The organism is Anabaena sp. EIM26 (assembly GCF_057568715.1).
The window spans coordinates 5,399,100-5,420,621 of record NZ_CM172472.1; the positions used below are offsets into that span (position 1 = coordinate 5,399,100).

Annotated in this window: 17 protein-coding genes; 5 read left to right on the plus strand and 12 right to left on the minus strand. The window is 39.2% G+C overall.

Features of this window, described 5'->3' with window-relative positions:
• Positions 1–9: 9 nt before the first annotated feature.
• Positions 10–1,362 carry a hormogonium tapered terminus morphoprotein TftA gene (gene tftA, locus AC012T_RS23455; RefSeq protein WP_487061240.1) on the minus strand — a complete coding sequence of 451 codons (1,353 nt, stop codon included), beginning with the start codon at positions 1,360–1,362 and terminating at the stop codon, positions 10–12.
• A gap of 81 nt (positions 1,363–1,443) precedes the next feature.
• Here tftA and AC012T_RS23460 point away from each other — a divergent pair, with 81 nt between their 5' ends.
• Positions 1,444–1,572, plus strand: a complete 129-nt coding sequence (locus tag AC012T_RS23460; protein WP_487061242.1) for a hypothetical protein — start codon at positions 1,444–1,446, stop codon at positions 1,570–1,572.
• A gap of 59 nt (positions 1,573–1,631) precedes the next feature.
• On the plus strand, positions 1,632–3,539 hold the full coding sequence (gene dnaG / locus AC012T_RS23465; protein WP_487061244.1) for a DNA primase: 1,908 nt from the start codon (positions 1,632–1,634) through the stop codon (positions 3,537–3,539).
• A 193-nt stretch (positions 3,540–3,732) separates the two neighbouring features.
• On the opposite strand, the gene AC012T_RS23470 is transcribed toward dnaG, so the two are convergent.
• Entirely contained in the window at positions 3,733–4,455 is a 723-nt protein-coding gene (locus AC012T_RS23470) for a hypothetical protein (RefSeq protein ID WP_487061246.1), read from the minus strand.
• A 206-nt stretch (positions 4,456–4,661) separates the two neighbouring features.
• Between AC012T_RS23470 and AC012T_RS23475 the strand changes: the two genes are divergently transcribed.
• A complete protein-coding gene (locus AC012T_RS23475) occupies positions 4,662–5,819 on the plus strand; it encodes a transposase (protein WP_487061248.1) in 1,158 nt (385 codons plus the stop codon).
• 51 nt (positions 5,820–5,870) lie between these two features.
• Here the strand turns inward: AC012T_RS23475 and AC012T_RS23480 are convergent, their stop codons facing one another.
• From AC012T_RS23480 to AC012T_RS23525, 10 genes are all read right to left on the minus strand, one after another.
• The gene (locus AC012T_RS23480) at positions 5,871–7,616 is read right to left on the minus strand and encodes a putative bifunctional diguanylate cyclase/phosphodiesterase (RefSeq protein ID WP_487061250.1); all 1,746 of its coding nucleotides are present in this window, start codon (positions 7,614–7,616) and stop codon (positions 5,871–5,873) included.
• Between the two features lie 9 nt (positions 7,617–7,625).
• The gene (locus tag AC012T_RS23485) at positions 7,626–8,060 is read right to left on the minus strand and encodes a response regulator (protein WP_487061252.1); all 435 of its coding nucleotides are present in this window, start codon (positions 8,058–8,060) and stop codon (positions 7,626–7,628) included.
• A gap of 202 nt (positions 8,061–8,262) precedes the next feature.
• Positions 8,263–11,172 (minus strand): PAS domain-containing sensor histidine kinase, encoded by a 2,910-nt coding sequence (locus tag AC012T_RS23490; protein ID WP_487061254.1) that lies wholly within the window; start codon positions 11,170–11,172, stop codon positions 8,263–8,265.
• Positions 11,173–11,642: 470 nt separating this feature from the next.
• On the minus strand, positions 11,643–12,752 hold the full coding sequence (gene proB, locus AC012T_RS23495) for a glutamate 5-kinase (RefSeq protein WP_487066726.1): 1,110 nt from the start codon (positions 12,750–12,752) through the stop codon (positions 11,643–11,645).
• 309 nt (positions 12,753–13,061) lie between these two features.
• Positions 13,062–13,601 carry a YqeG family HAD IIIA-type phosphatase gene (locus AC012T_RS23500; RefSeq protein WP_487061256.1) on the minus strand — a complete coding sequence of 180 codons (540 nt, stop codon included), beginning with the start codon at positions 13,599–13,601 and terminating at the stop codon, positions 13,062–13,064.
• Between the two features lie 359 nt (positions 13,602–13,960).
• The gene (locus AC012T_RS23505) at positions 13,961–14,533 is read right to left on the minus strand and encodes a DUF3727 domain-containing protein (RefSeq protein WP_438891735.1); all 573 of its coding nucleotides are present in this window, start codon (positions 14,531–14,533) and stop codon (positions 13,961–13,963) included.
• Positions 14,534–14,665: 132 nt separating this feature from the next.
• Positions 14,666–15,139: a Holliday junction resolvase RuvX gene (gene ruvX, locus AC012T_RS23510; protein ID WP_487061258.1), complete on the minus strand. Its 474-nt coding sequence runs from the start codon at positions 15,137–15,139 to the stop codon at positions 14,666–14,668.
• A gap of 4 nt (positions 15,140–15,143) precedes the next feature.
• Positions 15,144–16,376 (minus strand): GNAT family N-acetyltransferase, encoded by a 1,233-nt coding sequence (locus AC012T_RS23515; RefSeq protein WP_487061260.1) that lies wholly within the window; start codon positions 16,374–16,376, stop codon positions 15,144–15,146.
• 349 nt (positions 16,377–16,725) lie between these two features.
• On the minus strand, positions 16,726–16,926 hold the full coding sequence (locus AC012T_RS23520; RefSeq protein ID WP_487066728.1) for a hypothetical protein: 201 nt from the start codon (positions 16,924–16,926) through the stop codon (positions 16,726–16,728).
• A gap of 346 nt (positions 16,927–17,272) precedes the next feature.
• A complete protein-coding gene (locus AC012T_RS23525) occupies positions 17,273–17,851 on the minus strand; it encodes a hypothetical protein (RefSeq protein WP_487061262.1) in 579 nt (192 codons plus the stop codon).
• 704 nt (positions 17,852–18,555) lie between these two features.
• Between AC012T_RS23525 and AC012T_RS23530 the strand changes: the two genes are divergently transcribed.
• Entirely contained in the window at positions 18,556–19,449 is an 894-nt protein-coding gene (locus tag AC012T_RS23530; RefSeq protein WP_487061264.1) for a phosphate/phosphite/phosphonate ABC transporter substrate-binding protein, read from the plus strand.
• A gap of 11 nt (positions 19,450–19,460) precedes the next feature.
• Entirely contained in the window at positions 19,461–21,320 is a 1,860-nt protein-coding gene (locus AC012T_RS23535) for a sensor histidine kinase (RefSeq protein WP_487061266.1), read from the plus strand.
• Positions 21,321–21,522: the final 202 nt, after the last annotated feature.

A 21,522-nucleotide genomic window follows, 5' to 3' on the forward strand; every position in this document is an offset into this window, starting at 1 on the left:
GCTCATTACTCAAATTAATTTCGCCGATTCATAGAGTCTTTTAAACATCGCTTTAATTTTTGTACCATAATCTAAATCTGCTGACCATCTTCCTGATAATTGATCAACAGATGGAGAAATACCTCTGGTTACAAATCTAAACCGAGGATCTACTTCTTGCTGGACTAAAGGTTCTAAACTGGCGTAAGCTTTCAAATGTTGAATATGCGCTCTCACCCCAATTCTGGCACTAGGAAAAGATGCTGCTTCTGTTCCACCACCTATTGCACCTAAACCTGCAAAGTTATTTTGCTGAGGTTTGATATCGCTGCCAAAACGTAAAAATCCTGTTTCTAGACACATCTGGCAAAAAGCAATATCATAATTTACTCCCTCAATATTGGCTTCCTCTCGATATAGTTTTGGTATATCAGGAAATTGGACAATGGCGTTTTCATTGTTGTTTTTCAGAAAGATTTGTAGCTGTACTTCTGTGGTATTACCATTAGAGATAATCTGGTTTATTTGACCAGTACAAACAGTGAGAATAGAGCGCAAATTAAGAGTACTAGTTGCAGCCTCCCAGCCAACAGAAATGTTAAAGTCTCGGAGTTCTATGGCTTTAATATAAACTATACGCCGATAAGTAGTACGAATCACATTAGGTGATTTTGACAAATCAATTCGCAAGCGATCTACTAAATCAATGGGTATATAAGAGTTGCCATTAATTAACACTCCTTGCTCTGGATAATTTTGACCATTTATATTAATATTAATGGGTGGATAATTTGGTTCGGGAGGTGTTCCTGGCGTTGGGTCAATTGCGCGACTCCAAGCTATTAATCCGTCAACAATACCCAAGGCAAAATCACGGCGACGAGTTTGTAACAAATTACGATCGTCTGGACTGCTGAGAAAGCCGACTTGTATTAACATCGCAGGGACAGTTGTTTGGCGACAAAATTGCAAACTACCTAAGCCACTATCTGTATCGGGCTTAACGCCACGATTAGGTAATTGAGGCACACGGCGCAACAATCCCATCAGCAACATTTCTGCATTTTGCTTGCGTTGATTATTGTTAGCAATGTAGTAAGCACTAGCCCCTCTCACCGTAGGACTACTAGCAGCATCAGCTGCAATTTCTAGCGCTACATCAGTAGAACGAGCGCGAGCATTAATCCAGGTAATAGTTTGGGCAGCACTTAAATCATCAGGAACCGATAAAACTTCAATACTACGCGCTCGGAGTTCTGTCACAATTAAATCACGTAACAGAATCATTTCTTTCGCTTCAGTTGTACCACCTGCGATCGCACCAGGATCAATTCCCCCGGCTTCCCTTCCTCCATGCGCCGCCGAAATAAAAATACGTCCCATTTTGATTCTTCCCGTTGTTAAGCTCCAGCGTATGCAATTTTAGCGAGTATTCCCGGCTGAAAACAAGAATTATAATAGTCTTTGAAGGCGGGAGGAAGGAGTTCGGAGTTCGGAGGCAGGAGTTCGGAGGCAGGAGGCAGGAGGCAGGAGGCAGGAGTCAGGAGTTCGGAGTTCGGAGTTCGGAGTTCAGGAGAAGAAAGAAAGAATTAATCATCAATCATCAATCACCAATCACCAATCACCAATCACCAATCCCCAGTTCCTTAAAAATGGAAATACCTCGCTTACATCCAGACACAATTGAAGAAGTTAAACTCCGGGCTGATATTGTCGATGTTGTCTCGGAGTATGTGGTATTGCGGAAGCGAGGGAAAGATTTTGTCGGTTTATGTCCTTTCCATGATGAAAAAAGCCCCAGTTTCACCGTTAGCCCCAGCAAGCAAATGTTTTATTGCTTCGGTTGTCAAGCTGGAGGTAACGCCATTAAGTTTGTCATGGATTTGGGGAAAAGACACTTTACGGAAGTAGTACTAGACTTAGCACGGCGTTATCAAGTACCTGTACAAACCTTAGAACCTGAGCAAAAACAAGAATTACAGCGTCAGTTGTCTTTGCGTGAGCAGTTGTATGAAGTTTTAGCTTCTACTGCCCAGTTTTATCAACACGCCCTTAGACATACCCAGCAACAAAAGGTGATGCAGTATTTGCGTGAAAATCGCCAACTCAGAGAAGAAACAATTCAACAATTTGGTTTAGGTTATGCTCCCGCAGGTTGGGAAACCCTGCATCGGTATTTGGTGGAAGATAAACATTACCCAGTACAACTGGTGGAAAAAGCGGGTTTGATTAAACCGAGGAAAGAAGGGGGTGGATATTATGATGTATTTCGGGATAGGCTGATGATTCCTATCCGCGACGTACAAGGACGAGTAATTGCTTTTGGTGGGAGAACGCTGACAGAAGAACAACCAAAATATTTAAATTCTCCGGAAACAGAACTTTTCAGTAAAGGTAAAACCTTATTTGGGCTAGATCAAGCCAAAGATGGAATTGCTAAACTAGATCAAGCAGTGGTAGTTGAGGGATATTTTGATGCGATCGCTCTCCATGCTGCGGGAATTAACAACGCCGTCGCTTCTCTAGGTACAGCATTAAGCATAGAACAAGTCCGGCTGCTATTGCGTTACACCGATTCCAAACAACTAATACTCAACTTTGATGCTGATAAAGCGGGAACTAACGCCGCCGAAAGAGCGATCGGTGAAATCGCTACATTAGCTTACAAAGGCGAAGTGCAGTTAAAAATTCTTAACTTACCCAATGGTAAAGATGCTGACGAATATTTACAAAGTCATACATCAACAGATTATCAGCAACTATTAGCAAACGCCCCACTATGGCTAAATTGGCAAATTGACCAAATTATTCAAAATAGAGATTTAAGACAAGCTACTGACTTTCAACAAGTCACGCAACAAATAGTTAAACTCTTGCAAAATATAGTTAATAGTGATACTCTTAATTACTACATTTCCTACTGTGCAGAAATACTCAGCTTAGGGGACTCTAGAATTATCCCCCTACGAGTTGAGAATCTACTAACTCAAATTGCACCCGCTAGTGTGCAAACTCCACCATCACGGTTCCGCAAACAGGAGTCTAAAACGCCAAAGCTCTCTCTAGTAAATACCGAACGTAGTTTATTAGAACAAGCCGAGGCGTTATTATTACAAATTTATCTCCATTGTCCAGAACAGCGTCAGTTAATAATTAATGAATTAGAAGAAAGAAATTTAGAATTAAGCCTTTCTCATCACCGTTTTTTATGGCTTCAGATTTCAGAACTAACAGATGAAGCTGACTTAATTTCCAATTTACAAAACAGGTATTTAGAATTATCTGAAGAATTGGGATTGATTTCGCATTTATTTCATTTGAATGAAAAAACTAACAAAGAAATACTGCGTACTCCCCAAGTAGTTCAAGCAACCCTTGCTTGTATGGAAATAGTCTTGAGAGAAAAACGTTATCGTCACTTTATGGAACTGTGGGAAAAAATTGATATGCAAGCAGAACCAGATAAATATAAATCTTATGTAGATGCCATATATGCAGAGAAAATGCGGATACAAGAATTAGACAAACAACGCCAATTTCCAATTACGGAATTACTATGAAGAAGGAGTCAGGAGTCAGGAGTCAGGAGTCAGGAGGAAGAATTAGAAGGAGATCAGAATATTCTCAAATCTGGGTAAATGAACGGTTTTTGATGATTTCATCGCTTATTTCTTGCACCTTCTTTTACTTTTTCAGCCTGAAACTGTTGATATATATAGGTTTTTGGTTTATTCAGCAAGCCCTAATTAGTATTTAACTTTCCCTCCTGACTCCTGACTCCTCAATTCTGACTCCTTCTATATCTGTTGTTTCTGAGCCAATGAGGTTGGCTGCTTCTTGTAAAAGCTGCTGCTGTTCTGTTTGAATTGATTCTAAACGACGAGAAATTTCTGCTAATCTTTGTTGTTTATTTTTGTAAATTATTCCATCAGACGTTACTGTGGAAATATAATTATTTTCGTCAGTATCTGGAGTTTTTGCTAACTGAAAATTACCAAATTTATTTAATGACAAAAAAATAGTTTTAAATAAAGCTTGAATCAATTGAAAAGGAATTTTTAAAATAGACCAACTGGCGGTTTCAATTAAATGGATGATTCCTTTAAATATGCTCAAAGCAAAAGCGATTATAAACAGGAGAATTACTAAACTAATAATGGGGTGATTACTTGCCCAACTGAGTATTTGGAAAAGCCGTAAAAATGTTGGGTGTTGCGTTGCTAAATCTTTTGCAGAATTAGTAATTGCATTTTCAATTGCTTCTGATGTGGTATTTTTAATTTGTGTAGCAGTTTGCCAGCTATCTTCTAAAGAACCTTGAGCTTGATCTAAAGTTGTTGTAATTATATTAATTGCCTGATCAGTTTTGTAATCTGCTGTTTCTTTGAAAGACTTACCAACTTGCTGTGCTGTTTGGCTGAAAGAGTGAATATTATTTTTCAATATTTGCCAGTTTGTATTTATTGGAAGTTCCATAAAACATCTTAACTAGTCGGACAAAATTAAATTCACTCGTTGAGAGAGAGAACAGGGAACTCTTAAAATCGTAAAACCTGTAGGGGCAGGGCTAAGTGGTGCAGAAAAGTCCTGAACGATGGAAATATGGGGGATTTTACAGAGACGAGAATGACAAAGAGGGGGAAGACATGGGATGCTCAAGTTTCCACACAAAAAACTACCCTATGTCAGTCCCCCATCTTTATCGTCAACTGCAAGCGCAAGTAAGTCAATGGATTCATCCCCAAGACCAAAGACATCTCCAGGTGTTTTGTGAGAATGTGGCGGCAATTTTACAAGCTCAAAGTGCAAGTCTTTGCCACTGGTTGCCGTATCTGAGTCATAGAGACTGTAAAGCTCGCAGCCATATGGAGCGATTAAACTACTTCATCCATAATCCCAAAATCAACACCGAAACCTTTTATTTCCCCTTGTTAAAGCAGTTTCTGACAGCATGGGAGGGAATGCCGATGACGCTAACACTCGATACCAGCGTGTTATGGGATGAGTATTGTCTAATTGAGGTCTGCTTAGTTTGGGGAGGACGCTCAATTCCCTTGGGGCAAACGGTGTTGTCACACGGCAGTGCCACCGTTGGTTTTGAGGATTACTGCCCCGTACTAGAAACTACTTTACAACTGCTACCATCGGGATGTTCAGTGACATTACTAGCAGACCGCGGGTTTGAACACGGTGCATTAATTCGATGGTTAAGAGACCACGAATGGTCGTGGGCTATTCGTGCCAAATCAGACCTGAACATTACGCGTTCTAATGGTATAACTGCTGCGGTTGCTGATCTTCTGCCGCCAGAGGGAGAAGCCTATCTCTTTCGAGAAGTTACGGTTTTACAAGATATTCAGTGTCATCTGTCCACCGCTAATTTAGCCTTGGCTAGTCAGCCTTGGGCTGTCCTCTCAGATGTTCCTCCATCATTACAGACTTTTGAACTCTATGGTCAGCGATTTGGAGGGATAGAACCACATTTTAAGGATTACAAATCGGCAGCCTTTGAGCTTATCCGTTCGCACTTGCGGGATACTCAAGCCCTCAATTGTTTATTGATGTTGCTGGCTGCTGCCACCCTAATTGCCATTGCCGTCGCGCTGGTTGTCGTGCATGAAGGTCGTCGCAAAATTCTCGACTGGCATAGCCAAAGGGGATTAAGTTTTTTACAATTAGGACTACGCGAAATCGAACGCTTGTGTTATCAACGTTTGCCAATTCCCCGATTAGCTACCTTACCTCGAAAGAGTCCCCCACCAGCCTCTGCTTCACTCAAAAAACGAACGCAGATAGAGCAGCAAATTGAGTTCTCCCGTGTCACCGTCTTCTCTTCTTGAGACTTCCAAAAGTTTTCTGCACCACTAAGGGGGCAGGGTTTCCTTTACCAATTAGCAATTACTCTTGATCCATAGATCAATAGCAAAGCTGAGTTCTTTTTTTGTTTTTTGCAGCCATTTATCGAGGAGAGAGGATGGCATTGGCTTAGAAAATAGATAGCCTTGTCCATATTTACAGCCAAGCGATCGCAAACGCTTCATCTGTGCGACTGTTTCTACACCTTCAGCAATCACATCTAAGCCTAGAGTGTGGGCTAAAGTAATTATTGCTTGCACAATTCCCAAGTTTTGCTCATCTCTATCTATTCGGGATACAAAAGAGCGATCAATTTTGAGAGTATCAACAGGCAAATCGCGTAAATAAGACAGAGAAGAATAACCAGTACCAAAATCATCAATGCTAATTTGGATACCTGCTGCACGAAACTTCTCTAAACTAGCGATAACTGTTTGTGTGTTGTTCATCAGCGTACTCTCTGTAATTTCCAGCTTGAGTGTGATTTCCTGCAAATTTAGGGATTGATAGCGATGAATAATATTGGGAACTACACCTATTTCATTCAATTGTACCCCTGATAGATTTATTGATAAACTCAGAGGTAAATCATCTAAAAACTGATTTTGCCAAATACTTAACTGACTGCAGGCAGTTTCTAAAATCCAGTCACCAAGGGGAATAATTAGCCCTGTTTGTTCTGCTAAAGGAATGAACTGAATTGGTGAAATCCATCCTCGTTCTGGGTGGTTCCAGCGAATCAAAGCTTCAAATCCCACTACTTTGTAAGGATGAAGAGAAATGATTGGTTGATAAAAAAGTTGTAACTGTTGCTTGTTGATTGCTTGCCTCAGTTCAGTTTCCATGTGCAATCGCTCTAAAGCTCTAGTTTGCATAGTGCGATTGTATACAACCGTGGGATATTGTAATCCCTGTTCTTTAGCCGTGTAGTTAGCGGTTTCTGCTGCCCGCAAAAACTCTTCTGGTTCATCAAAGCCAAGACTGGAGTCTACGACACCAATAGTAATAGAGGCATAAATTACAAAACCTTCTAGCACGAAGGGAGGATCTATAACTCGATGCATTTCTATTGCGTGGATTTCTGCTTCACCTACATGACTGATATTTCCTAGTATTAATATAAATTCGTCCTTGCCCATTTTTGCTAAGTAGTCACCAGGACGTAAGCTAACTTGCAAACGTTTTGCGACTTCAATTAGCAATTGTTCACTTTTAATATGTCCAAAGCCATATTTAATTTTGCGATATTGGTCAATATCTATAAATAAAACTGCAAATCTATGGTTATTGAGAATTTGTACTCGGAGAGTTTTTAAAAAAGCGTTGCGATTAGGTAAGCCTGTTAATTCATCATAAAATGCTAAAAATTGGACTTTCTCTAATGCTTGTTTGCGTTCACATCGTACCTTAGCTTCTCGTAATTCTCTTTCAATAGCTGGAGCAAGCCTTGTTAAGTTATGCTTGAGCAAATAATCATGAGCGCCATCTCTCATTAATTTAACAGCTATTTCTTCCCCTATTGAACCGGAGACAACGATAAATGGAGTATCTAATTTCCGCAGTTTGATCAAACTGAGTGCAGCCACAGCACTAAATTGAGGCATGGAATAGTCTGTTAAAATTACATCCCATTCTTGGGATTCAAGAGCAGCTATCATTGCCTCAGTCGTGTCAACCCGTTGATAAACTACTTTGTAATTTGCCGCTTCCAATTCTAAGATCATTAATTCTGCATCGTCTAAATTATCTTCAACGATGAGAATTTTAATTTGCTCAGTCATAAAAATTCGTTATTGGGTTAGGGGCGGAGGACTGTTGAGAACCAACCAGTACATTCCTAGCTGTTGCATAACACTCACAAACTGGTCGTAATCGACTGGTTTGCGGATATAGCTGTTGCAGCCCAAACCGTAGCCTTGAAGACGATCACTCTCTTCATTAGAGGTCGTCAAAATCACAATAGGTAACAATCTTGTCCGAGAATTAGCACGAATTTGCCGAAGAACTTCTAATCCGTTGATACGGGGTAGCTGTAAATCTAACAGAATTAAGTCAGGCAGAGATTCTGAGGTATTGTTTTCTGCAAATAGATAATTAATGGCTTCAACGCCGTCTCTAGCTATTACGACGTTTTCTTGTAGTCCCGTTTGTTCAAATGCAAGCAGTGTTAGTTCTATATCATCAGGATTATCCTCAATAATGAGTAGTGTATTTTTTGTGGTCATATTATCTTGGAGTATATCGTATGTTCCACAATAATCTTAAGATGGCTATTTTTTTTTTACCAAGGAAGTTTTACTGAGCTTATATTGAAGATTCCCTAAAGTTATAGCAATATCAAACTCTAAAAATGAGGGCATGATTTCACAAATCATCTCTCAGTAGGAGATCAAAATAAGTTGATCAATGTTTAAACTTAATCTTTTCTTAACCTTGTAATGTAAAGTGAAAGATGGCTCCTTCTCCAACCACTCCATTTGCCCAGATATGACCACCATGACGGTAAATGACTCTTTGCACAGTTGCTAAACCAATGCCTGTACCTGGAAATTCTTCGATAGTATGAAGACGTTGAAACGGTTTAAAAAGTTTGTTTGTATAAACTTCATTAAAACCAACTCCGTTATCCCGCACAAAATACGTTATATCAGATTTATTTTCGTTATGTGAAGCTGTACAACTGAATTCGATTTGTGACTGTATTTTAACGGATGTAAACTTCCATGCATTGTTGAGAAGATTTTCCATGACTATTCTCAACAGTCGGGGATCACCCATGACGGTAAGATGAGGGGAAATTAGCCATTCTACCTGTCGCTCAGGATTGCTTTCGCTGAGTTCTTGAGCAATTTCTTGAGCGATCGCACTCAGGTCAAGTTGAGTATGTCGCATCTCAGCACGGGTGACTTTTGAAAGTTGCAGCAAATCATCAATTAATTCCCCCATTCGCTGTGTTCCAGCCCGAATGCGAGTTAGATAATGCTTACCCTTATCATCTAGTTGATCCTGATAACGGTCTAGCAATGCTTTACTAAAGCCATCTAAACCGCGTAATGGGGCGCGAAGATCATGAGAAACGGAGTAAGAAAATGCTTCTAGTTCTTTGTTGGCTGCGGTGAGTTGGACTGTGCGTTGTTGCACTCGCGTCTCTAGTTGTTCATTTAATTCCTGGATCTCTATTTCAGTTTGTTTGCGATTTGTGATGTCGGTGCAAGTTCCTACCCATTCGCGGTTAGAGCCGTCAGTCTCCAGAACAGGTACAGCCCGCACCCAAAAATAGCGATATTCACCATTTTTAGACTGAATGCGACATTCATTTTCATATAACTCACTATTTTCCAGAGCCTTCAACCAAACTTGTTTTGTGCGTTCTCTGTCCTCAGGATGAATAGCATATTGCCAGTTCCATCCTTTATGTTCTGCAAAAGATTGACCAGTAAAAGCCTCCCAACTTTCTTGGGGACTAATGAATTCCCCTTGAGGGTCAGTAATCCAAATAACTTGGGCGGTTGCTTCTACCAAAGAACGGTAGCGTTCTTCACTTTGTTGGACAGCAATTTCTGCCAGTTTGTGTTCGGTAATATCCGCCGCAATTCCTGCATGACGCAATATTGTTCCCCATTGGCTATAAATAGGGAAAACACGAGCAAGAATCCAACGTATTTCCCCCTGGGGGCGAGTGATGCGATATTCTTCATGTAGCGGTTCTCCTTGAATCAGACGTTCACAAGCTGCTAAGACGCGATCGCTATCATCTGGATGTATAGACTCACTCCAAGAATTCGGGTTTTGGTAGAGGCTTTGACAACTCTGTCCCCATATCTGTTCATAGCCAGGACTGATATATAAAACCTGGCTCAAATCAGCAGAGCTGATATGAAAAACCTCGTGAATATTTTCGGCTAATTCCCGAAACTTAGCTTCACTTTCCCCTAGGGCTTCTTGTGTGTGTTTGAGAGAGGTAATCTCTGTGATAAATCCTTGAATGGTTGGTATTTGTCCATCAATTGATGTTTCTATGCCTTTTTCCCATAACCATTTTTCTTCACCGCATTGAGTCCGAATGCGATACTCTATTTCGTAAGAACTGTTTTGCTCTATGGCTGTTTGGATGGCGGCGACAATTTTGGGGACATCTTCTGGCACAATCAAATCTTGGAATGTGCATTCACTATAACTACATATATCTGTTCTGCTGCAACCGATAATAGACAAATAACCATCACTTAAACTGTGAATTAAGCAATCATCATCAATACTGCGAGAAAAAACAATTCCCGGTAAAGTATTAATTAGATTCGATAACTGGCGACGACCATCTCTCAAAGCTTGATTTGCCGCCTCTAATTGAGCCGTGCGCTCCTGGATTTTTGTTTCTAAATTTTCATAAGCTTCTTGGAGTTCTTGTTGAGAATTTTGATATTTATGATCACTCGTATTCAGATATTTAGCATTCCACCAAACTACTACACCAAGAACGAAAATATTAATAATAGCTCGCAGTAAAAATCCAGTCTCGCCAGGGATAAAATTATTCCGATAAGCTGACAAAAATAATCCTGAACTTAAAATAGGGACACCGATAATCAGAGGTAACAAGCGACGGGCGATTACTCCACCAAGGTATGGACTCATTACTGTCTGCATCCAGCCCTTTTCCGGACTACTTAATATAATACCAAACCCTAACAACAAAAATGTGACGCTGGTATGCACTGCCATACCAGTAAAAGGCGGTAGGCGATAAAAAGTGCTAATTCCAAATACATAGCCAATCAGCCCGAATAAAGCAATGAAAAAACTGCCTACAGCCAAACTTTGAGCGACGCTCATCAGCCTGTATTGGAGCAGAATTAGAGCGGAACCCAGCCAAAAAAAGCACAGGGCTGTATTTGGTGCCATCCTTCCTGGATAGTAGTAAGTAGCAACAGCATTAATATCTTCTTTAATGAGCAATTGATCAATTCCTAAATTGATATTGAAGCCATACTGAATTAGGGTTAGCAAACCAATCAGTACGACAAGCCCCGCAAAAATCTCAGAGAGTAATTGCACGCGAGATGATTGCTTCTGCTGGTGATTTTGATGCCACAACCATAAAGATATTCCACTGAAAAGAAAACCCAGTGCAGTGTTTACCTTCATTGTGATCAATCGTGGCTCCAAAGTTTTGAGGAACTCCAGATTAAAAATCCATCCTATTAAAACCACTAAACCAATGAAAGCAGTTGTCAAAGCCAGTTGATTAGAGAGATTAAAAGCCGCTAAATGAAGCTTTGTTGTGTATATCCTAGTTACATTCATCTTACCCAGGTTAGGATACAGGGAAAATGCCATATTTTTCTCTAAATCAAAGTAATTTGGGTTTATAAGCGTCAAATTCAAAAAACTGCGCTAAATAAAATTATCACTATATCTTTAGCAACATTTTTAATCTATCTTTAGAAATATTTTTTAATTAGGGCTTGCTGAATAAACCAAAAACCTAGATATATCAATAGTTCCAGGCTAAAAAAGTAGAAGAAGGTGCAAGAAATAAGCGATGAAATCATCAAAAACCGTTCATTTACCCAGATTTGAGAATATTCTGATCTCCTTCTAATTCTTCCTCCTGACTCCTGACTCCTGACTCCTGACTTCTAGCCCTAACGGAAAGACTTTTTCAGCAAGCCCTAATTAGGGATTGGCGACTAGGAAGATTTGAATAGGGTATCTCCTGGTTCTTAGTAATTGTAAAGAACACTTCAAGCTGGAAGCATAACTTCTCCTCTAGAAAAACTCTGCGAACCTCTGTGTTGAAAACAATCCTAAATCAAAACCAAATTATCCCGATGAATCACAGTTTCTGCACCTGCATAACCTAAAATTCCCGCAATATCCCGCGAATGACAACCACAAATTTTTTGTAAATCTTCGCTGTTATAGTTAACTAATCCTCTGGCAATTTCGTTGCCATGACGATCGCACAACTGCACTGCTTCCTGACTCTCAAAATCCCCTTCTACAGCCTTAATTCCCGCAGCTAACAAAGATTTTCCCGCTTGCAAAATGGCATTTATTGCCCCATCATCTAAATATAATTTACCTGTAGGAACCAAACCATAAGCTATCCAGCGTTTCCTCGCTGAAGTTGGTTCTGGTTGGGGTTCAAAATGCGTTCCTATAGCTTCCCCTTGAATAATTTTTTCAATATTGCGTGGAAAACGTCCTTGAGTGATTACAGTTCTCACACCAGCTGCGATCGCAATTCTCGCCGCCGAAATTTTTGTCACCATCCCCCCAGTACCCCACTGTGAACCTTGTCCCCCGGTTTGGATTTGTAATTCTGCCAATTCTTTCATATTACTAATTAACGAAATAGGACGAGCATCTGGCACAGTCCGAGGATCGGCTGAATACAATCTATCCACATCTGTCAGCAAAAATAACCAATCTGCTTCCACTAAACTGGCAACTAAAGCGGAAAGGGTGTCGTTATCACCAAATTTTAATTCTTCTACTGCTACTGTATCATTTTCATTCACAACCGGAATTACTCCCAGTCCTAATAATTCCTTAAAAGTATTATAGGCATTGAGATAGCGACTACGTTGTACTAAATCTGCTCTCGTTAATAATACTTGAGCCATAGGTTGCTCTAAAGTACTAAATAAATCATCATAAATACGCATGAGCCGACCTTGCCCAACTGCTGCTACAGCTTGTTTGAGAGCGATCGCTTTTGGACGTTCTGTTAAACCCAGACGCGCACAACCCACACCCACAGCACCAGAGGAAACCAAAATCACATTATGACCTTGATGCCTCAAATAGCACAGAGTTTCCGTCAAAGTAGCAATGGTAGAAAGGGCTAATTGTCCTGTTTCTGGTTGAGTGAGGCTAGAAGTGCCGATTTTTACAACTATTGTTTTGGGCATGGGGCATCGGGCATGGGACATGGGGCATGGGGCATTGGGCAAGAGGCTATTCTTCTCCTACACCCTTTACTCAATACTCAATACTCGGTACTCGGTACTCGGTACTCAGTACTCGGTACTCACAACTAAAAATTGTACAGCGCCAATCCCTCTATAGTGAAGGCTGACGCTGTACGGGTTTATATTTATCTGTTATCGGCTAGGGTCTTTGTTAGCTGACCCTGATGTTATCAATATATATATTCTCTGATTTTCAGGAAACCTTAAGATTTCTTAATAATTTCTTTAGATTTAGTTTCCTGATAATTGCTAATCTTTGTGAACCTTTTCTTGCTTGGGAATAATAGATGCGCCTAATATCTCCGATATCCAGACTTCAAAGTTACGGATAGGATGAGAACGGAGAGCAGCATCAGCATGGACAATTGGTTCAACTAAAATAGTAAACATACCCAGACGATTACCTGCGATCACATCAGTAAATAAGCGATCGCCTACCATACCCACCTGATTTACAGGTAAATTCATTCCTTGAAGCGCAGATCGGATTTTGCGTCGTGAAGGTTTAGCAGCACCCAGATAATAAGGTAAGTTAAGAGAACGGGCAATACTCCCAATTCGGGATTCACTCAGGTTATTGCTGACTAAACACAGTGCAGCACAAGCGCGGATTTCTTCTACCCAATCTCGCAGTTCCGAGGAAGCCTCCCTGACTGTAATTGGTACTAAAGTTTCATCCACATCCAAAACCAGCCCTTTTAGCCCATATTTTTGGATCATATCTGGAGTCAAGTTCAATACTGAACCCTCTAAAATCAAGTCAGGCTGTAAGACATTGTTCCAAGTCATAATAATTTTAGATTTTGGATTTTGGATTTTAGATTTTGAATTGGAAAGACTTACCCTAAAAGAATGTTTGAAAAGAGGTTGCTGATGTATTAAAAACTTTAGATCCTCCTAAATCCTCTTTGTTAAGGCGATTTAGAGGGTAATGGCTTCACAAGCTATCAGTAAGTGTCTAAAATCACCACTCAAAACTTTTCAAACACCCCCTAATAACCGCGACATTTTATGAATAAAATTCCACTACTAACCAAGCAATTCACATAAAGTGAGCAGTCAGATTAGCAATGGAAAAATTAAAAATTGAAACTTCCTTAATTAAAAATTGCTCTTTTTAATTCTTAGGGTATAAATTTCAACTCTGATTATTCAACCTCATTAAATAGATGTTCTTCTAACAGCGGTTGAACTTTGCGAAACTCTTCAGGAGAGAGCAATTCAGGCTTGCCAGTATTAGTGATCCGGGCAAAAAACAACAGCGGATCAAGAGGAGTATAAATCGCATACTCCTGGTTTTCATGATAGAAGCTGGCGAGTAACTGAAGTTGTTCTGGTTCTAAATCGGCCTCATCATCTTCGATTTCTAAAGTGAAGAGTTCTGATTCTTCTACCGGAGGTAACTCACCTGCCACTGTCAAAGCATAGGCAGTATTTTTAATGATCAGGTTTTGCTCAGAGAGGACAGCTTGGGCGGTGCTAAAAATTTTGTCAATTGTGGCATCATCTTCCACCAAAATAGCTTCTTCCTCTTCACCCTCATCTTGCCAAGCAAAGATTTCGATAGGTGAGTCTACTGGCAGAAGCAAAACATATTCTTGTTCATCTACCGAAAGCGAATGCTCAATATAACATTCGAGCGATCGCTCTTTGTCATCTGTCAAAGTGATAGAACCAGAATTAGCGTGATCATTTTCTTCAGAAAATTCAGAGGAATACATAGTCACATTATGTAAATTTATCAATATCCCTAACTATGGCATTTTATTGAACTGTGATATGGCAGTCAATGTCAACCAAAAATCTGGATATGCAGCTGAGTAATAGTTTTCAGAATACCATGTTAAAAGGTATCAATCCTCAACAAATGCTACTGATCTGTTGGTGCTACTGCGTCTAGCATCTAACCATTGTTGCAAAATCAAAGCAGCAGCCTTGCGGTCAATCAGTCCCTTATTCCGTGACGGAGAACGATTTTCAGCAATAATCAGTTGTTCTGCTTGATAAGAAGTTAATCGCTCATCCATATATTCCATAGGCAATTGGAGCGAGTCAGCCAGTCTTTTAGCAAATTTCTGCACATGACGAGCCTGAAAACCTAAAGAGCCATCCATTGAATATGGTAGCCCAACAACTAAAAGTTGCACTTGGCGCTCATTAACTATTTGTTGTATTTGCTCAACGTCCTCTTTAAAGGATCTGCGCTCAATCGTCATAATACCTGTAGCAATCAAACCAGTACCATCACACCCTGCTAGACCAATGCGTTTGCTACCGACATCTAATCCCAAGGCTGATATAAAAGACTTTGATTGCTGCTGAGGCATCACCCTAATTGTTCTCCTGTACTGGTTCAACTTGTTCAGCTTGGCTAGATGCATCCATATTAAAGTTAGGGCTGCCAAAAGGAACAATTTCTGACTTGACTGGTATTGGTCTATCTGACTTGGGCTGCTGTTGTTTGGGAACCCATGACATTCCACCTGGTATCGGCTTACGTGCTGGTTGTAGTCCTTGGAGTACTTCCGGCCACTGAATCCCTTCCAAAGAGACTAATTTTGATTCCCGAATTTTATGCCAAACCGAGCGCGACATAATCAGGGTATGTTCTATCCGCTTGGCTCCGATTCTCTCTAAATATTCTTCACGTTCTGGTTGATAATCGGAAGAAGCCAGTTGCAAACCTTGTTGAGGAAAATCTTGAGCAATGCGGGCTAATTGAGACAACATTTCTGGATACAACCAAGTATAAGCTGGGTGAACCGTCAAAGTTGCTACATGAGGATTTTCGCCCTTACGGTCAAGTTGCACTTGAAAATGACCAATTGCGGCTTTGCGTTGGGGTTCAAAAACATAGCCACTAACGACTTCAGTTTTAGTCATCCACTGTTTGACAGCATCAGAAAGAACGCCGAATAAACTGGTTTTAAAGTCATGAGTGTGTCGGTCAAACACCTGACGTACCAAAGGTGGCATTGATGCTGTATCTAATTGATATAGCAATGGAGCATCAGCATTACTTACTGGTAAGAGATTGGGTAAGTCTGGTTCTGCTAGTGCTAATTCAACCAACAATTCTGGGCTAATTTCCCAGTATGTCATTTCTGCTAACCGCTGAAATCCATTTTGCCGATACAGCGCTAATGCTTCAATATCATTGATATTAACTTCTAATAGCCAGGTGCGAGCTTCTAAAATTGATTCAAAGCAATGGCGCAGAAGTTGAGAGCCGACACCTTGCTTGTCAGCAGTCTGGTCTAACATCACCCTATCAATTCGCCAAGTGCTGCGGGTGCGGTTAAATGGTGACACTTGAATCATCCCCAAAAGCATCCGCCCTTGTTCTGCAACATAACCACAGAAGCGATATTGTAATGGGTTGGGGAACCAACTCAAAAACTTGAGTAACCCAAACCAATGGCGCAGCCATTCCATCGTGCAAGAAGCTCTCTTAGGAGAGAGGGCTGCGAATGAATCTTGAGTTAGGCGTTCAATACCGTCCAAATCTCGGTATTGGACTGGTCGAATTATAACGCTGAGGTTTCGAGGAAGTAGTGAATTCATTTTGATTCAAGCCGCCATTTAGCCTTTACTAATTGCGATTGGTGAGGTACTGCTGCAATCATCTTAACGGCTTTCTGCTCCTAGCTATTGCTCCAAAAGAGTGATTTTTGTAACTTAATACCAAAAAAAGCATAAAAAGCAGAGATTGTGAGTACACCATTGGTGTAGAGACAACAATATCTGCTTCTATTTTATGGGAATTCCGGTTGAAATTCTGTGTAATAGATACAGGAGTGAAAAATAATCCTGCTTTGCTCGAAACCCTTTGTAGGGAAAATACCCTTCGAGAAATGGCTACCTGAATTGTCCCTCAGGCTTTTCCACTCCTATTGTCTAATGGCGACGGCTTCTATAAACCTTGCCGAGAAACTAGCTTCTCAAAGTTAGCTTGGGTTTGATGAAGTAGTTGCTGGCGACTATCTTCTATTGTCTGTTTGAGGGTTGGAACCAGGTTGCGAGCTTGAAGCGTCATGTGCATCTGTAGATGAGCTACGTATTCGCTGATATCTTGGTTTTCTACAACTGCGCCCGTTAGTAAGTTGGATTCCATTGCCACTTTGATTCCCCTTGATAAATTTTGTACAAATTTATAACATGATCAAAACTTATCATGTTGTTGCGTCTAGCTTGTTAATTTGCAATGAAGTGTAATGGTTATTTACACTAGGCCATTATTTAAAGCTACTGCCATGCTGCGCTATAAAATATTAAGGACATATTGCAATACGCCCCTACTTGTGAATTTTGCTTTCAGAGGGAACAGGGATCGGGCAACTCTTAACAGAAAAAACTCATGTTTAAAAATATGAGATTGAAATAATGACACTGTTTTTTGACTGAGCTTTAAACTCAGCACTAAAGTTTCTTATCTGTTCCCTGTTCCCTATTTTTGTAAATTACCACTTTTCTAGCCAATAGACAATTTCTGAAGCTGAACTATCAATAGCTACTCCATAACTATTACCATGATTCCATTTGAAACCAGGTTGTCCTTGAGCCTGTGCCTTTAATACTAATATTTCATAAGTATTGGGAAAGGCTTCAGTCCCAGATTTACCAGTGTAAAAAAATGTAGTAGGCACACCATTTGGTTGTTGGCTATGGTCGTTTGTATCACCTCCTCGATACTTATGCAAAGCAATTTTACTGTATTTAGAAAATAATTTTTGAATTTGTTCAGGAGACTGTTGAAAACGAATTTGTAAAAAACTACTTCCTTGCATCAAACCTGGAGAGTAAGCCATTCGTACAGCTTTAGCATCAGCTGGTATTGTTAGGGGAAAGTGTTTTATTGGCTCAATATCAGACCAGTTTTGATTACGAATTTCATGATAGCGTGATGCATCAGTAATTATTTGTGCTGTTTCAGTTTTGTTAGCAGCTTTAGTGAGGAGAAAACTGCCAGCAATTACACTCAAGCTACCAAAAGAGAATAAAACTATTGTGGCGATTTTTACAAGAAGAGATTTCTTCATTTAATTGGGTGAATCTAGCTTGTAGATTAATATCCCAACTATTAAAACTATAGTCCTGATAATTTTGAATCTGTCTGCCAATATATTAGACATAGGAGCGAAAAAGATTGTAGAGACGAGAATCGCTACCCAAGTCACTTCTCTACAAGGGTTTCAAGTCACGCACATTTAATTCTCACTCCTATGTCTATTGACAAAAATCCTGACTTTTATATCATTATGTGTGATTAAAAAACTTATGCAACTGGCACATTGGTAAGCAATTTGTTGATTTCTGACGTGGTTGGTGAGCTTGCCGAACCACACCCTACAATAGATTTCTGATGTGACACGCAGCTTTAGTCCTCATGATATCTAAGTTTCTTCTTGTCAGAAGACTATTTTTGATGATTAATGAATCAAGTAATATACTAATAACCTTGCCTTAACCTTACAAGCTGCTACAGTGAGGTATACTATAGTGATTTAAGTAACAAATTAATACCAAATTTTAATAAATCCATGAATCTTTTCAATTAGAGTTCTCCAATTACAAAAATATCCCAAAATTTCTTGTGGTGCGGGCATCTTGCCCGCTAATAATACAAGGACGGGCAAGATGCCCATCCCACAAGATTGGATCATCTTTTTTGTGGAGTTCTCTTAGAGACTGGCGAAATAGACCTGAAAAAATTACCCGTTATAACCATAATTAGATTTAATCTATGAAACGCCGTAAGTTGATATGGTATTCTTTGCTGTTTACTGTCGGTTGTGCATCTGGGATTAATACTGCTAATGATACGCCAGATCAGTTAGCTATTACAGCCCCTAAAAAATTACGATTTGCAGTTACAGATGTGACTGGGCTTGAAGATTTGCAGCGTGATTTTGGCGCATTTCGCACGACTTTAGCAGAAGTATTAGGTATACCTATTGAATTTTTTCCTGTGGATAATTCTACGGCGGCCGCACCTGCTTTGCTATCGGGACAGGTAGACATGGTATTTGCTGGCCCTTCTGAATACTTGGTTTTAAATGCTAGAGCAAAAGCTGTTCCTGTAATCGCAATTAAGCGTATCAATTACCATTCAATTATTCTGGTGCGTGCCAATAGCCCCATTAAATCAGTAAATCAATTGAAAGGTAAAACAATTGCTATGCGAAAAATTGGTTCAACTTCTGGCCATCTTTCTCCAACAAAGTTGCTGATGGATGCGGGCTTAGATCCAAATACAGATTTAAAAATCGTGATGTTAGGCGATAAGGGTATAGTAGCTTTAAAGAAAGGTGAGGTTGATGCTTTGGCAACTGCATCGGATAGATATGCAAACATTTTAGCAAGTGAAGGCTTATCTGAGCAGGATTTTTCTATAATTGTTAAAGGGCCTCTGTTGCCTAATGATTTATTTGTGGTTAGTAACCAGATGGCAGCTGATTTTGTAGAAACCGTGCGATCGCGGATGATGGCAAATCAGGATAAACTGATTCAGAGTCTGTTAGTTGCTCCAGCTAACCAGAAATATAAAGGAGGACAGCTAGTTACAGCAGAAGATTCGGAATATAATATGATTCGTGAGGTTTATCAAAAACTCGGACAGGGAAATTTTTTACAATAATCGCTCAATGAATGATAGATGTTGCCAAGCAAAAAGTTAAATCTGTGTTTTTGTGGTTCAGTTACTTAAGCAAGAACTGGAACATAGCTGAAAAAATTAGTTATGGTTACACTGTCACAATTGGCATTGCTGCGATTGGGACATTTAGTGGTTTGGTGATTGCAAATCATTATGAGAGAACTGCTCAAAATCAGTTATTTTTATCTTATCAGCAACAATCACTTTTACAAAATTTAAAAAATGCAGTAATAACAGTAAGATTGCATCCACAAAGATTAGCTACTGTATTAGATAATTCTATTTGGTTGGAATTTGAAAAAAACAGATTTATAAATGATATTTATCTGGTTAATCAGCAATTATCTGAGCTAAAAACTTTTATTCAAGCCAATCCTCATAGCTTGGCAATAAATAATCAGAATTTAAATCTTTTAGTAGAAAAATATAAAATAAATACAAATTTCTACACTCAAATAGTTGAAAGTTTTTGGCTACAAATAGGATCAAATAATTTATCCTTGGAAATGGCTAATTCTTCCGAGAGGAAGCTAATTTTATTATTAAATAACAAAGAATATCGTGATCTTAATATTAACTTTGAGAAATTGTCAGATAATTTAATCCTCGTTATCCAACGTGCTGATATTCAAAGAGAACAAGCAAATGTTAGTTTTAAAAATGCTGAAAAACTACGAATACAAATTATTTTAGGCAGTATATTGCTTTCCTCAATAATGGCAGCAATACTGGCATTTTTTACTACTAAGTTAATTACCCACCCTCTAAAAGCAGTTACTCAAACTGCTAGAAAAATCACGGAAGAGTCAAATTTTCAACTCAGGGCTAATGTTAGCAGTAATGATGAAGTAGGTACATTAGCAAAATCTTTAAATAGATTAGTGGAATGGGTGGGAGAATATACCCAACAACTGGAGTTAGCTCGTAAAATTTTAGAACAAAGGGTAGAAGAAAGAACCCAGGAACTCCAACAAGCACAGCGAACTTTAGAACAAAGGGTAGAAGAAAGAACCCAGGAACTCCAACAAGCACTGCAAGAATTAAAAGATACTCAAGGACAATTAATTCAAACGGAAAAAATGTCTTCTCTGGGGGAAATGGTAGCGGGGATAGCTCATGAAATTAATAATCCTGTTAACTTTATTTACGGCAATATTCAATATACTGAAGATTATCTGCAAGATTTAGTTGATTTAATAAATTTATATCAGCAACAATATCCGCATAAAAATTTGATAATTGAGGAAAAAATTGCCGAAATTGATTTAGAATTCCTCAATGCAGATTTGTCGAAAATGCTTTCTTCTATCAAAATAGGCGCTCAACGCATTCGGGAAATTGTTTTATCATTGCGTAATTTTTCTCGATTAGATGAATCTGAAATCAAGGATGTAGATATTCATGAAGGGATTAATAATACTTTATTAATTTTAAATCATCGACTGAATAGAGAAGTTGTAGTTATTAAAAATTATGGTACTTTTCCCTTAATTGATTGTTATCCAGCCCAGCTTAATCAGGTGTTTATGAATATTCTGAGTAATGCGATAGATGCGTTAATTGATTATAAAGAGCAAACTAATAAACAAATATTGATAAGTACATCAAAGGTAGATGATAATTATATCCAAGTAAAAATTAGAGATAATGGATTAGGAATTCCACCAGAAATTATCAATAAGCTATTTGATCCTTTTTTCACTACTAAGCCAGTGGGTAAAGGTACTGGCTTAGGATTGAGTATTTGTTATCAGATAATTGAAAAACATAAGGGTAAAATAGAAGTTGTTTCGGCTGTTAACCAAGGGACAGAATTTGCAATTACTTTGCCGATCAAACATATGGGTATTTAAACCTCGTCCAAGTTGAAAACTGGAGTTTTTCAAAAGGCAATAGGGAAGAGTATATGATTTAACCTGAGTTCGGAGACGCTACGCGAACGGAGTTATGATTTTTAAGAGCGAGAGAATAAGGGTTTGAGACTCTTACTGGGGGGGAGTTTTCCACAAATTATCTTATGTCGAACTCAGGTGATTTAGGAACAAAACCCGATTA